Genomic DNA, 13650 nt, shown 5'->3' with positions numbered 1-13650 from the left:
TCTTGGGGTTTTCAGCTTCCCGAGCTTCGAGAGTAGAATGAAGCGTGTGGATAATGCCGAATGTACCCATTGGATCAAGGAGCGAGCCGCGTCGATCGGCTTTTCGTCGGTAGGGGTTGCGCCGGCGGTGGCCGCGGTAGGCACCCAGCACCTCGACGAGTGGCTGGCGGCGGGGTACGGGGGGACGATGGCGTGGTTCGCCGACCGCCGGGACGCCTACGACCATCCGCGGAGCGTGCTCGATGGCGTGCGTAGTCTTGTGATGCTCACGGTCGACTACCGCACCGCCGTGGCCGAGCCAACGCCGCTAGGCTACGGACGGGTTGCTCGCTACGCGTGGGGCACTACGGACTATCACGACGTGATTCACGGCTGGCTCAAGCAACTTAAGCAGCATTGCAGCGAGCGGTTTCCGGACGCGAAGTTCCGTGGCGTGGTGGACACCGCACCGCTGATGGAGCGTGAGTTCGCCCAACTTGCAGGGCTGGGCTGGATTGGTAAGCACACGCTGCTGCTCAATCGCCAGCAAGGGAGTTGGTTCTTCCTCGCAGCGCTGCTCACCGATCTAGAACTGGAGTTCAACACGACCCCCGCGACGGACCATTGTGGCACTTGCACGGCGTGCCTCGACATCTGCCCGACCGACGCCTTCCCTCAGCCGCACGTGATGGATGCATCGCGGTGCATCAGCTACCTGACGATCGAGCATCGCGATGCGATTCCGATGGAACTTCGCGCGGGGATGGGGGAATGGGTGCTCGGGTGCGACTTGTGCCAGGAGGTGTGTCCTTGGAATCGTAAATCGCCCGAGTCGATGGAGCCACAGTTCGCGCCGCGGGACGACACGAATCCTTTAGAGCTAACTGCGCTGTTTGAACTCGACGTCGATGAGTTCCGCGATCGGTTCCGTGCGACCCCGCTGTGGCGACCCAAGCGGCGGGGAATTCTGCGGAACGCGGCGATCGCGCTTGGCAACAATCCAACGCCTGATGGGGTACCCGCACTCATTCGTGGCCTGAATGATGATGAGCCACTAGTGCGCGGTGCGTCTGCATGGGCGCTCGCTCGATACGGTGCGGAGGGGCGAGCAGCGCTGCTCGCGCGGCAGGAACTGGAGACGGACACCGAGGTGCTGGAAGAGATTGCCGGGGCGCTCTCGACTAACTCACGCTTGATGAAAGAAGAATAGGACGCGGATTTGGCAGGATTGTCGCGGATTTTATAGGGGAGTCATTTCTTTTGGTTTGAAATCTGCTCGAGGATGTTCAGTCTTCTGCAACTGATCCGCGTTCATCCTGCCCAATCCGCGTTCATCCGCGTCCCATTCTCTTAGCCACTTGTCCAGCAATCGACGAGTTATAGGGGCGAAGCCGCGGGTGGCGGGGCCGTTGACCGGGGGCGGGGGCGTGGGAGAATAGGACCATGGCATCCAATTTACCTACGCTTCGCATCGGCCCGATCACGCTTGACTTTCCCGTGGTTCAAGCGGCATTGAGCGGCTACAGCGACTCGCCGATGCGAACCATCGCGCGGCGAATGGGGGCGTCGTATTCTTTGTGCGAGGTGATGCTCGACCAGTTTCTGGTGGCTTACAAAGAGCGTAAGCGAACCAGTCACTACCTGCACATCTCGGACGAAGAGCACCCCGTCGCCGGTCAACTGATGGGGGCCGAGCCCGAGCAGTTTGGCCCCGCGGCGCTGAAGTTAGTTGAAGCTGGGTTCGATGTGATCGATATCAACTTCGGTTGCCCCGTGAAGAAGGTGCTAGGGCGTTGTCGTGGCGGCTTTCATCTGAGCCAGCCCGACGTGGCGCTCGAAATTGTCGAGCGGGTCCGCGACGCCGTGCCCGCCGAGATTCCCGTGACGCTCAAGATGCGGCGCGGAATCGACGACACGGCCGAGAGTCGAGAGATGTTTTTCAAAATCTTCGACGGCGCCTACGAACGTGGGGTGGTCGCGGTCACCGTTCATGGTCGCACCGTGATGCAGCGCTACATTGGCCCATCGCGTTGGGATTTCTTGCGCGAGCTCAAACAGCACGCCGGCGATCGTGTGATCCTCGGCAGCGGCGACTTGTTCACGGCGCAGTCGTGCCTCGACATGATGGCTTACACCGGTGTCGATGGCGTGACGGTGGCTCGTGGGGCGATTGGCAACCCGTGGATTTTCTCGCAAGCTCGTGCCCTCGCACGGGGCGAAGCGCTCCCCGACCCCCCAAGCCTGCTAGAACAGCGCGACGTGATCGCCGAGCACTATCGACTGGCCGAAGAGCTGTACGGCGCGGATCGCTGCCTGCCGACGATGCGGAAGTTTGCCATCAAGTACTCGCAGCTCCACCCGCAGCAACTCGAGGTCCGGCAAGACTTCTGCTCGGTCAAACAAGCCGGCGCATGGCGCGAAGTGCTCGACCGCTGGTACGCCAGCGACGCCCCCGGCGTGCACCCCACGATCGACGAACCCGCGCCGGTGATGGCTGGCGAGGTGGCCTAGTGTCCGCCATCGGCCAGTGAAGAAGTTGCCCGCGAATCTGCGCGGATGTACGCGAATAGGGGAGGAGTTTGGGGAATGGGAGCGGATGGCTGTGTATTTTGACCAGAAGGTAACGAAGAGAACGAAGAGATTTGTGTAAACAGGAGGAAGCTGAGGGAACAGAGAATGACGCCGAAACCCTTGCCACTTCAGTAGGCTCTTCAATATCTCGTTCTTCTTGGTTTCCTTTGTTACCTTCTGTTCAACTACATATCTAAACACTTCGAATCGTGTTAACCCTACTCTTCTTGATTCGCGCCTATCCGCGTGGATTCGCGGGCAAAAGTTCTTCCAAAGGGCACGAATTCTGGCGAAGACGGCTACGCGGAAAACCTTAGAAGCGGAACCAGCTCTTCATGCGGTCGGACATGCGGGGTTCGGGCGCGGGCTCGTTCGCAGTCGCTTCGGGGCTAGTGCTTTCGGGCACCGCGATTTCCGGCAGGTGCTGGATAAGGAACTGCGACCAGTAGGCGTCGAGCAGTGCCTGGCATTCGCCGTACTGCTGCATTTCCAATGCCTTGCGTGCCGTCTTGACGTGCTGCACGAGGGCGAGCACTTGCTGGTCGGACTCCTTGGGGTAAATCCGCAGCGGATACACCAAGTGGTGAAGCTGCAGGTTGTCGATCCACACTTCGCCGGTGCCGACGAGCTCGATACGAATTCGCATGTCACCGCTGGAATTGAGCGGAAGGTCTTCGACGCCGAACTGGTAGGCGTTCCATTCCTTTGCAGCGCTATGTTGTCGGAGCACCGCGGCGGACTGGGCGAGTGTGGTTCGACGGCCGGAGGCTTCGACGATGAGGCGAAGCTCTGCGTCGTCCGACAGGTTCACAACACGGACGTTGGCCATCACAGCGATCTCACCCGTACCAGGGGTTGCGAAGGGGAGTGTTGAGATGCTGGCGGACTTTTCGGTGCTGCGAAGCACGCCGGCCCGCTGGCCGTCGGCACCGGGAGTTGCGGTTGAGACTCCTTCGCCACCTTCCCAGCCGACGGCCATGCCCTTGGTATCGATCTGTTCAAACGATGGATTGGCCAGCGCCTCGTAGGGGGGAAGCACGTCGGGGCGAAGGTCGCGGCGTTCGAGCTCGGTGCAGCGAGTGGCGAGCTGTTCGGCGACTGCAGGATTCATTTCTACCCGCACGCCGGTGACTTGCACCTGCGGCGAGGCGAATCGGAGCGCCTGTGTTTCGTACGGTGCGAGCGGCACTCGCCAAGCGTGCTGGCCGGGAGCATAAGAGCCAGCGGCGGTCGCGGCGGCGCCTTCGGCCGTCAGTGTTTCGGCGGTAGTTCGCTCGTTGACGCCCAGCGTGACGGTTGCCACGGTTTGCCACGGCGAATTGTTGGTTACCGTCGCTACGGCTTGCTGATCGGCGGCGTGGACATTGGCGACAACCGTTTGTTCGGCGACAATGGTGTCTGGTTGGAAGTCATGAGTTGGGAACTTCGCCAGCATCCGCAGAGCGCGGCGGCGATCGTCGTCGCCGAGCCCTGCCGGCCCGGCGGGACCACCCATCAAAAACGCCCCGCCATGTTCACGGAGCATCGCAGCGGCGATGGGGGCGTTAACGCTGGCTCCGAGGTAATCGAAAGCGATGGGTGTCCGCGGCGATCGACTGGTGGCAAATTCGGCGGCCTGCGGCACGGGGGTCGGGGCCGTTTGGTGCCAAACGAACATCCCTTCGAGCGATACGGCAGGCAGTTGCTCGCACCGCGAGTTGAGCTCCATAGCTTCAGCCGCGTCCGCAAGTTGCAACCCCGTGATAATGTTCTGCGTACCGATCATGGCGACGGCAGGGAGCTTGGTGACTTGGGACAGATCGAGTCCGCGCTCCAGGTAAATGTCTTCGAGTCGACGCGTGCCCGTGATCTTGGGACGCATCTCAAATTCGCGGGTTTTGAGCAGTTCGGGCACCGTGAGATATAGCTTCGCTTCAGACCTGGCCGTCGTGACATCGCCGGCGAGTTGCTCAATGAAGCGCGTAACGCCTTGCGCACGCTGCGTATCCCAGGCACGTCGCGAGGCGGGGTCGTCGAGCACTGCCTGCGGATTTTGGTTCCAAGCGGCGATGGTTTCTGCGGTAGCCTCGGTGTCGACCGCCAATTGCGCGAGGCCCGCGCGGGTGAACCCGAAGTTCGACGGGGGCGAGGCGATGTAACTGTCGGGCGACATTTCCACCGCTACTCCGGCGAAGGCGGGCGAGCCGCTGGCCTGGGCGATCAATTCTTGGACCACGCCGCGGACTGCGGCCATCACGTCGGGGTGGCCGATCTGGTAATGCGGCGGCGAAGCGGTGGTCGATTCGAGCATGACGGCACGCCGGGGCCGGCCACTGAGGTCCGTCCAGATCGGAAACTCGTCGAGCGTCTTGTACTTGCTCGCCCGCAGGCTGGCTTCGATAGTTGGGAGCGTCGCGTTCATGCGGACCATCGGGACCACACGCAGTCCGCGACTGGCGAACACTCGCAGCAGGAGATCGGTGGGATTTATCGTCGGCAAGTCCGTGACACTCGACCCTAAATGGCTGGTGTTGAGCGAAGGGAGCGAGTCGGAACCGCGAAGATCGAACGCGGCACTACCCCCCTCCATCACACCCACCACGGCCCCGTTGTAGCCGGAGAGTTCCACGAGCGCCGCGGTGCGTTGGGCTAAGTCGACGAACGTTTGCAGGTCGTCGATCGCCGGGCGGCCATCGCCAGTGGGTGGCCGCGAACTGGTGCGATCCACCAGCGTCTGCCAGTCAAACGTTGCGGCGACAAGTCGCTCATCACGTTTGGCGAGCGAAGGGCTGCCGGCGACCGGCTTGGCCATGCGAAGACGGATGCGACCGTACCGCGCGGGCACGGTGTTGCTCGCGTTCTCGAGTACCGCAACGGGTGTCTTCGAGTGCGGCCAGAACAGGTAGCGATATGTCGAGGTGGCCGGCAGGCTGTCGCCGAGCAGTCGGTTGTCGACCACCACTCCTCCGCCGACCGTGGTTGCCGTGAGTTTGCCTTGAGCGTCGTACTCATAAATGCGAAGGGCAAGCTGCTGGGCATCGCCGGTTGGAAGTTCCACTTCCACGATGTGCGGCTGACCCGGCTGCGCGGCAGGGAGCGGATAGGCTTGCCAGGTTGGCTTTTGCCCGCTGCTAGGCGAGAGCTCGGCAAACGCTCGACCCGCGATGGTGGTGGTGCGGAATGCCTCGCTCCCGAGCGGACCTGTTCCAAGGTTGGTGATGCGGTCGAGCCGCGTCCACTCCGTCATTCGGCCCCACCACTTGGGGTTTGCGGGATCGATCTCAATCGAAGTTTGCCACTGCGCTCCGTCGAAATGCTCCGCAGCTTGCTCGGCGAGCACCAAGACCTGGAAGGTTCGCTCGGCCAACTTGTCGCCGGTCGCGCTTTCCCAGAACTTCACCCGATTGCCCGGCGGAGTGCGGGCAATGAGCTTGATGCTGTAGACCCCTTCGCGCGTCGGCAGGGGTACCTCCACCGGCACGCTGGCGTAGCCTTGCGCCGGCAGGGACACTCGCTGTGTTGCATCCCACTCGCGATTGCCGCCGCGACCTCGCGAGAGCTCGGTTGACAGATCGAGCCCGCTCCCTGCCACCAAGTTGGGTAGCGCCGGCTCGACGGTGAACTTCAGCGTTTCTCCCGGCGCGTAGACCAGCGTATCGCGTTCGAGCTTTACGCGAATCGCATCGTCGGCGATGCGGTGCACCATCAGCGTGGTCGACGTGCGTCCGGCGGGGCTGGCGAGCGTCGCGCGGCGCTGCTCGTTTACGAGTTCGGCGAGAGGAATCTCGACGAGGTTCGACTGCTGATCCTCGGCCGCACGGAGTTCGATGCGAAGCGTGGACGTCAGCGGACCTTTAGCCGTAACGTCGAAACCCTCAAAGGTTCGCGGCCGTGGTTGCGAGAGGAGGATTTGTCCACCCTCGGTCCAGATGCTTCCCGGGGTATCGCGTTCGCGGCCCAGGAGCTGGAGGTCGGCGAGCTCGCCACCGTCCATCGACACGCGTCCCGACCATCGAACAGCCGCTCCGCCTCCCCACGCAATGCGAACGCGAAGCGTGTGCGGGGCTTCGTCCGCGAGCGCAGCAGTGGGCCACGTAACGACGACCAATGTCGCCGCCAGTAGCAGCCCGGCCCACCATCCTGGGAGCCATGTGGTTAGCTTCGCATCGATCGACACCGGACATCCTTGTCCGTGAAAGTGATAGCTTGCGTGCCTAAGTTGGCGGGCCGATTGTAGTTCTGGCGGATGAGTGCCACCAGATCGATTCCCCAATAACGCCAACCAAGGCAGTTCGCCAAGCTGGCTGGCTTACCTATATCCTCGGCGCGTCGCGGCTCTAAACGCCAGGCCAAAGCGTGGCGAGCAGCAGCGTGGTTGCCATACCCGCCACGCCCATCAGGCTTGTCAGGGGTACCCAAGTTGTCAGGCCCTCCTCTTCCGTCAGATGCCCCATGCGGCAGTAGAGCCAGAAGCCGCTATCGTTCAGCCAACTGGTGATCATCGCCCCCGACCCGATGGCCGTGCAGAGATACACAGGGTGAAGTGCTAGCTGCTGGTCGGCGATCATCGCCGCGACCATGCTGCTGCCGGTGATGATGGCGACCGTGGTGGATCCTTGGGCGCACTTGATGAGCGACGTCATCGCGAAGGCAAGCCACAGCGTGGCGAAGCCCGAGAGCGGGGCGTCCGATCCCAGCAGCGATTCGATCGCGGGCCCAACGCCGGCGTGCTTTAGCATCGCGCCGAAGGCGCCGCCGGCTGCCGTGATCAGGACGATGATGCCGGCGCTTAGCACCGATTGCTCGACGAGCTTGGTCGAGTCGTGCCGGGTCGGCCGAACCACGATCCAGTACACGGCGAGTGCCACAAAAGTGGCGGCAAGCAGCGCGACGTTCTTGTCCGCCACGATTTGAATCGCCGGCGGCAGCGGATCGATGAACGCACCGACCACCGGACCCGAGGCAATCATTCCGACTGGAAGAACAATAGGCAGTAGCGAAAGCAAGAGCCCCGGACGGGGCTGGGTTTCCGTGGATTGTTGGCTAGCGACGTCGTCGAACTGGATAGTCCGCGTCATCCGGTGATCACGCCATGCCGCAAACGCAAGGCCCGTCAGCGTCATCGGGATCGAGACCACCCCGCCGACCAACATCAGCAAGCCCACGTCGACGCCAATCGTGTCGGCCATCAGCAGCGGCCCTGGCGTTGGCGGAACCATCGTGTGGGTAACCGCGCTCCCCGCGCCGATGGCGAGCAAGTAGCGAACAAAGTGCGTCCCCGTCCGCTGGTACATCGAGCGGGCGAGCGGGAAGAGCAGGTAGAACACCGTGTCGAAGAACACGGGCACGGCGAGCAGGAAGCCACTCGCGGCGAGCGCACCGGCGCCTCGTTTCTCGCCGAATATCGCGAGGAACATCTCGACGATCCGATCCGCTGCGCCACTCGCCACCAGGCAGCTGCCGATGATCGCCGCTAGTCCAATGGCGATACCAATACTGGCGGCCGTCTTGCCAAATTCCTCGGCAACGAGCGTCGCGGCGGGGCCAATTATCTGAGCTTCCTTGGATAAGAAACCAACAACAAACGCCGCTGTGATGAGCCCGAGAAACGCATTGAGCCTCAGGACCAGCAGCATCACCAGCACCACACCGATGCCGATCGCGAGAACCCAGAGTGGCGAGAGCATGGCGAGTGAGGAGATGGAGAAGAGGTGCGAGACGAGTTTGTCCGATCAGTCGTCGGCGGTCGAAGGTTCTGGCGTGGGATCGAGTTCGAGCAATTTCCAAGATCGCCCCTGCTGGGCGGCTGTGTCGATCGCCTGGCGAAGGTGTGCGAACTCTTCCAGTTGCTCGTGGCATCGCGACGCGATGTTGTTGGCTTGCCAAGCGTCGTCGGGCGCCACAAAAAGTTGCGGTGCTTCGTCGGGCGATGGCACGACGTACGACCAGTCTTCGGTTTCGAGGAAGGACGAATCTCCCGACTTTCCTCCCGCCACTTCACGACCGCTCACTGACAGCGTATCCGAAGCGGTGAGCGAGGTAAGTATGGCGTGGAGGTCCGAAGTTTGCACGAGCGCCGCGTCCCTCCGTAAGCCGGGGACGCCTGGACTGCGAACTAGCAGTGGCACATGGAACAACTCGCGATGCGCGGGGCCGTCGATTCCCAAGCGGCCGTGCTCGCCCAGTCCGAAACCGCGTACGCCGGCGAGCACGAGGGTCGCCGGAGTCTCGGGCCAGAGTTCAGCGAGCAGCCGGTCGAGCGCCCCGATCGCTTGATCGAGCGCCATCACCTGTCCCGCGTACCGACAGCTCGCCACGAACGCCTCGTCGAGGCCATCGTCTCCCTCGGCGATCTCGCCTTGCGGGACTTCGATCGTTGGCACCAGCTCAGGGTCGTCTTCGTCGCGAAGTTCTTCGGGGAGATCGGTCGGCGCGTCCCACGGAGCGGTCATCCCCTTTAGGTGCAACCATAGCAGTCGCGGCTGCTCGTACTCGGCCGACCATTCGCCCAAGACATCGGCGGCTGCCTCAATAGTTCGGCCCATCGCGGTGTCGAACACTTCCGTAGCTGGGTCGGTGATGTCCCACTCGACAAGCGTGACTTGGTCGAACTGCTCGGACTCGGGGCGGCTGGCGACCTCGGGCTCGTCGGTCACCAAGTGACAGAGATAGTCGTTGGCGATGAGTCTCGCGATCAGATCGTCGCCGTCAATCGAGCAGGAGTCGAGCGCGTGTCGGCCGCGCCACAAGGCATCGTAGGCATCGGCGAGGGTGGTCGACTCGCTGAAAAAACGGTCGAACGCCAGCGACTCGCTGGCCAGTTTGTCGAGCGCGGGAGTCGAATACGAAGTGTTGCCATACGCGCCGAGCGCCCGGGCACGCAGACCGTCGACCATCACCACAATAACGACTCGGCTATCCATGCGACCGAGTATAGAAGCCCCCCGCCGACGGCGATAGGACGACTAGCCGCTCGCCCCACGCCATTCCCGCCACACGAGCTGCGGAAAGACCGTCGCATCGCGGGCGTAACGCTTGGCGAGGCGGCGGGGTTCGCTGCAAAGGCGGTGCAGCCATTCAAGCCCAACACGCTGCATCCAGACGGGCGAGCGCTGTTTCTCGCCGGCCAGAAAGTCGATGGTCGCGCCTGCACAGAGGGCCACTTTGGCGTGAAGTGCCTTCTGGTTCTTGGCAATCCACAGTTCTTGCTTCGGCGCGCCGAGTCCCACGACCAGCAGGTCGGGCGACCCGGCATTCACGGCGTCAATCGCGGCTTGGTTGGCTACCGGATCGTTCTCGAAGCCAAGGGGTGGGCAGTGCGTGCCGACGATTTCGACGTTGGGATACTGGCGGCGAATGTTCGCCGCGGCGCGATCGCCCACGCCTGGACCGGCACCCAGCAGGAATACTCGGAGTGGTTTTTCTGCGGTAGCTGCGGCCGCTAGAACGCTTGGCACCAAGTCGCTGCCCGCCACGCGCTCGGGGAGTGGCCGACCCAATAGCCGGGAGGCGGCGACAATCGGCGCTCCATCCGCCAGCACCATCGCAGCACCGGCGTACGACTGACGCAAACCGTCGTGATGCGTGAGCTGTACGGCGTGATCGACGTTCGGTGTGACGACGTACTGGCAGGTAGCCACGTCGCCGCGGCACCAGTCCATCACGCGCGAGGTCGCCTCGGCGAGCGTCACGCGGTCGATCTTCATTCCAAACAGCGAGACTTGCGGAGCGGTTGTCGTGGACATGGCAGTTGCGGCAGGGTAGGGGGTGAATAGTGGCTTCGCAGTAGCAATGGCTTGTTGGGGCACCAGTTGTGCAACTTTCTCCTGCTCCGCTGTCGCCACCGCGAGTCCGGCGATGAGGAACAGCAGCGTCTGATCTTGGAAGATCAAACTGATGTCGTGGAACAACGCCGATGGCAGGTAAACGGCGAGCGCGGCAAGCAGTAGCCGGCCCATCTGATTGGTAGCAAGCGTGTGCCCACGCCCGAGCGCCATGCGGCAACCAACGGCGATCCACCCGCAGAGCATGGCGCAATAGGTCACCAGCCCAACGAGGCCGGTCTCGGTCAGCAGACCGAGAAATGTGTTGTGGTGATGCAGCCCGCGAATCGATTCGAGCTCGAACGGTTGCCTGCGGTCGGTCAGGTACGGCAGCTTCTTGTCGTAGAATCGCCCGAAGCCGACGCCGACCAGCGGATGGTCAACGAACATGTGGTAGGAGACGTAGGCGAACGCCGTGCGCTGCTCGACCGAGTGGGCGGAAACTTGCCCCGAGTCTTCGCGTTTTAGTTCGAGCACGAACGACCAACCAGCAACGGCGAGCAAACCGCCCACGATGGTAGTGCCGACTGCCACCGGAATGCGCAGATACCGCGGCGTCTCGGCGACCAGCATCACGAAGCCGCTGAGCGCGAGCCCCATCCAGACACTACGCGTGTAGGTGAAGAGGACGCCGAGTACCATCAGGCACATCGCGCCGAGAAGTAGCAATTGCCAGCCGCGAGTCACTCGCGACCGCAACGTCCAGGCGGCCCACAGGCAGATGGCCAGGTAGTTGCCGAGGCTTACGGAGTTGAGCGCGGGGCCACGGGCGCGGCCGAAGTGCGTTCCCTGTTCGGGGTCGGTTATGTACTTGGGGAACACGGCCCACCATTGCTCGGTAATCTCAGCGCAGGCGGTGAAGGCCAAGTAAGTACCCAACACGCTGAGCGCAGCGAGCACGTACGTGGTCGTTCGATGTGAAAGTGGTGCCAAGCGGACACAAAGGTAGATGGCCGCCGGCATCCAGAAAGAGAATAGCAGTCGGAAGAAGGGCGAGGTCGGCAGGTCGGCACCCGCGCCGACGTTAAACAGCACGCAACTCACCGACAACCAGCCCAGTAATGCAAGCACTGCCCAGTCGACAGGCAGTAGCGAGCGAAGGCAAGTTCGGCCCTGCCACAGATACCAACCCGATACGACGACCAGCACACCGAGCAATAGTCGGTCGATGGTGACCGGTAGGGGACCGAGGTGCAGGTTCCAGAACGAGTGACCAAGAACATAACCAACTGCAACCGTCGCCACCGCCACACCCACTGGCGAGAGCCAGCGGAACACGACAGCGCTCCACACCAAGAGCACGACGGCGGCGACGAGCAGTACGACAGGCATGTTCGTGGGGATCGAGGACGAGCGCTCACCCCGAACTCGTCGAGGCGATTTCTCAAGCTTAGCTCACGAAACTACGGGAGGCCGAACGAAGGTGGGGACCTGTGGGAGGGGTCTCCGACCCCGATAATCGGCGTCGGAGACGCCTCCCACAGAATCCGACCAACTGTCTTAAACACCCGACGAATGCCCAACGCCCAATCCCGTAGCGATCGCATCCGACAGCGAGGTCCGGCCACTACGTGGAGCGGCGTATCCAAAGTCGTCCTGGCGACGGCGAGGCGAAACTAGGGGAGCCGTGGTGTCGGCACTCGCTGGGTCGACCGAGTTGAGTTCTGCGTCGGTCTTCGGTGCGGGGCCGTACTTCAGGAAGATCCATCCGAGGCCTAGCAGCAGACCGAACAGACCACCCGCGGCGGTAATCGTGGTACGGCCTGGTCCGATGGGACGCAGGCCCGACTCGACGTCGTCGATCCGAGACAACATGCTGGCCGACTGCGCACCGGCGAGGTGCACTTCGGCATCCGCTAAGCGAGTGCGAGCAGCATCGACGAGCTTTGTCTGGTTCTCCACGGCCGACACCAACTTGGCGTACTCGGCACGGTGCTGGGCGAGGTTCTTCTGGCTCGCGTGATTCTTGCTTAGGCGAGCTTCGAGCGTGGCGGCACGGTCCTGACCTAGCGATAGCTCGATCTCTAAACCATTGATGGCCGATTGAAGCTCGTCGTGCAGTTGCTGACGCACTTGCTCCTCGGATTCTAGAGCGGCGAGCACAAACGGATGCTCGGGGGACAACTTACCAAGCAGGCGTGCCGTGTTGAGCTGAGCATCGACGAGGCCCTGCTTCAGCCGCTCGACCGCCGGTTGCGACGTGAGTAGCGAAGCGGGCGTAGCGACCAGCATCGCCGGATCGGCTTCCGCGGCACGAAGGACTTCGAGCAGCTTTACGCTACGGGCCCGCTCCATTTCATTGGAACGGATCTCGGTTTGAATGGCGAGGTTGTTCTGCGCGGTTTCACTCGCACCGCCAATGGGACTCAGCAAATTGCGAAGGTCGACGAGCTCCGATCCCACGCTCCCTTCAAACTCGGAGAGCTGATAAATCTTCTGATCGAGCTCCGATTCGGCTTGCTCGACCCCCAGGCTCATTTCGGCAATCATGCTGTCGGCACGCTTCTGACGAATCTCTTTCGTGCGGGCCTCGAGGTTCTTGGCCAAAGCACGCGTCAGCGCGGCAGCGCGGGCGGGGTCGTGGTCCTTGACGCCCAAGTAAAACACTTCGGTCTTGCCAAACTCAGCACCACCGGGCGGAGTCATGATCATCGCGTCGCGGAAGTCGGCCACGTCCTGAGCCGAGGGCCACGAAGTGTTGCCGAACCATGAGGGCGGAGGACCAACTTCTTTAAGGGTCTCGGTGACGACCACTTGGCTGCGAGCCAGCTCGAGCAGCGTTTCTTGAATGGTCTTCATTTCCGATAAGTCGGCGAACTTGCCGAGCTTCTCGGTCCCCAGGCCCGCGACCTCCGCACGGATGAGCATACCCTGCGTGGCCTTCCACGACCTGGGCGTGACCAGCGAGTAGCCCGCGGCGAGCATCGCGCACACCACCATCGGCACGATCCACAGCCGGCGATGGCGAAGGACGAGCTCGAACAGTTGGCGAGGTGACAGGCTGGTGGCGACGGGAGTCGACATAGGGGGGTTCCAAACGTGGGTGCGGAGCAAACGACGGGCGTGCTCATTCCCAGTGGCAATCGCTATGCCAATGGTCCGCACTCCAACGTTAGGCCACAAATTACCGCTAAATGGATCGGCGTTGGCACAATCCGCAGCAGTCCTGGAACTCACGCGTTGCCGCACGCCGACAGCATGTTTCCTTTTCGCAACACGGACAGCGCCCGCATAGTCGGAGCTTTCGGAAACTGGACCGCCACGAGTTGAAACGAGCCCGGTCTGTGGCAAACTTCCC

Annotated in this window: 7 protein-coding genes; 2 read left to right on the top strand and 5 right to left on the bottom strand. The window is 62.5% G+C overall.

The genetic code is table 11. The annotated features are described in order from the left end of the window. Positions 1-37: 37 nt before the first annotated feature. Positions 38-1189: a tRNA epoxyqueuosine(34) reductase QueG gene (gene queG, locus SH292x_RS12560; protein ID WP_442481347.1), complete on the top strand. Its 1152-nt coding sequence runs from the start codon at positions 38-40 to the stop codon at positions 1187-1189. A 233-nt stretch (positions 1190-1422) separates the two neighbouring features. After that, complete coding sequence (locus tag SH292x_RS12555; protein ID WP_442481346.1) at positions 1423-2490, top strand: tRNA dihydrouridine synthase; 1068 nt, start codon at positions 1423-1425, stop codon at positions 2488-2490. 373 nt (positions 2491-2863) lie between these two features. Here SH292x_RS12555 and SH292x_RS12550 read toward each other — a convergent pair whose 3' ends face one another. The 5 genes from SH292x_RS12550 to SH292x_RS12530 all read right to left on the bottom strand — a co-directional run bounded on the left by SH292x_RS12550 (position 2864) and on the right by SH292x_RS12530 (position 13376). Beyond that, complete coding sequence (locus SH292x_RS12550) at positions 2864-6706, bottom strand: hypothetical protein (RefSeq protein WP_442481345.1); 3843 nt, start codon at positions 6704-6706, stop codon at positions 2864-2866. A gap of 160 nt (positions 6707-6866) precedes the next feature. Further along, a complete protein-coding gene (locus SH292x_RS12545) occupies positions 6867-8216 on the bottom strand; it encodes a GntP family permease (RefSeq protein ID WP_442481344.1) in 1350 nt (449 codons plus the stop codon). A 45-nt stretch (positions 8217-8261) separates the two neighbouring features. Beyond that, positions 8262-9452, bottom strand: a complete 1191-nt coding sequence (locus SH292x_RS12540) for a sulfatase-like hydrolase/transferase (RefSeq protein WP_442481343.1) — start codon at positions 9450-9452, stop codon at positions 8262-8264. Positions 9453-9494: 42 nt separating this feature from the next. Then, a complete protein-coding gene (locus SH292x_RS12535) occupies positions 9495-11684 on the bottom strand; it encodes a WecB/TagA/CpsF family glycosyltransferase (RefSeq protein ID WP_442481342.1) in 2190 nt (729 codons plus the stop codon). Between the two features lie 168 nt (positions 11685-11852). Then, the gene (locus tag SH292x_RS12530) at positions 11853-13376 is read right to left on the bottom strand and encodes a hypothetical protein (RefSeq protein ID WP_442481341.1); all 1524 of its coding nucleotides are present in this window, start codon (positions 13374-13376) and stop codon (positions 11853-11855) included. Between the last annotated feature and the right edge of the window lie 274 nt (positions 13377-13650).

This window comes from Aeoliella fuhlenseeensis (genome assembly GCF_052161615.1).
In the GTDB taxonomy this organism is placed as follows: Bacteria; Planctomycetota; Planctomycetia; order Pirellulales; family Lacipirellulaceae; genus Aeoliella.
This window is presented reverse-complemented; position numbering and strand designations above follow the sequence as displayed.

Excerpts from the sequence above, each read along its gene's own strand:
- queG (WP_442481347.1), top strand. The coding sequence starts at position 38 with ATGAAGCGTGTGGATAATGCCGAATGTACCCATTGGATCAAGGAGCGA.
- SH292x_RS12555 (WP_442481346.1), top strand. The coding sequence starts at position 1,423 with ATGGCATCCAATTTACCTACGCTTCGCATCGGCCCGATCACGCTTGAC.
- SH292x_RS12545 (WP_442481344.1), bottom strand. The coding sequence starts at position 8,216 with ATGCTCTCGCCACTCTGGGTTCTCGCGATCGGCATCGGTGTGGTGCTG.
- SH292x_RS12540 (WP_442481343.1), bottom strand. The coding sequence starts at position 9,452 with ATGGATAGCCGAGTCGTTATTGTGGTGATGGTCGACGGTCTGCGTGCC.
- SH292x_RS12535 (WP_442481342.1), bottom strand. The coding sequence starts at position 11,684 with ATGCCTGTCGTACTGCTCGTCGCCGCCGTCGTGCTCTTGGTGTGGAGC.
- SH292x_RS12530 (WP_442481341.1), bottom strand. The coding sequence starts at position 13,376 with ATGTCGACTCCCGTCGCCACCAGCCTGTCACCTCGCCAACTGTTCGAG.